An 889-nucleotide genomic window follows, 5' to 3' on the forward strand; every position below is an offset into this window, starting at 1 on the left:
CATCAATTTCAAGCCTTGGTCAGCTTTGTAAAGCTGCTCTGCACGAATAAAGTTGTATTTGCGCTGAGTGATACCATCTGCGGTCATACCATCACGGATGATGGTCGGCTTAATGAAGACCATCAAGTTACGTTTTTCGGTTTGCGTGCTGGTTGATTTGAACAAGTGCCCCAATACTGGAATATCACCAAGCAGTGGCACTTTCGATTCACGTTCTAGTGCACGTTCATCAACCAAACCACCTAGCACCAGCATCTGACCATCTTGGATCATCACGGAAGTGTTAAGTTGGCGCTTCGCGAAACGAACGTCAACGGCACCATTGGCACCCAATACGTTAGAGACTTCTTGTTCAATATTTAGCTGAACAGAATCACCTTCGTTGATCTGTGGTACAACTTTGAGCTTGATACCGACTTCTTTACGATCAACGGTTTGGAATGGGTTGTCGTTGTTTGAACCAGCAGTCGAGCCAGTAATAACAGGCACTTCTTCACCCACGATGAATGAGGCTTCGCCGTTATCCATCACAGTGATACTTGGAGAAGACAGGATGTTTGAGTTGGAATCCGAAGCAACCGCACTAATTAGCGCCGTCCAGTCACCCATCACGATGCTCATTGCGGCACCATTTACGCCGCCAAGAGCAGATGCAAGTGTTGAGTAGTCACCTTCTTCAGTGTACTGACGGTTTTCCCACTTGTTCGTGTCACTATTCCAGTAGCTTTCCGTTTTGGTAACGTCTTTCGCTTCTTCCAAACCAACCATGACTTGGCCAATTGGCGCACCTGTGTTGCCGTACTGGATCACAGCACCCGTTTCTAGTGACCCCCACTGAACGCCTAGGTTAATACCATCACCTTCGGCCATTTCAACAATCAAGGCTTCT

The 889-nt window shown here is 47.4% G+C and carries 1 protein-coding gene; it reads right to left on the reverse strand.

Features of this window, described 5'->3' with window-relative positions:
- Positions 1 to 889: type II secretion system protein GspD (locus R8N47_RS24190; protein WP_412034479.1), on the reverse strand; the 889-nt coding region annotated here is incomplete at both ends.

The sequence above is a fragment of the Vibrio sp. 2132-1 genome (assembly GCF_033344315.1).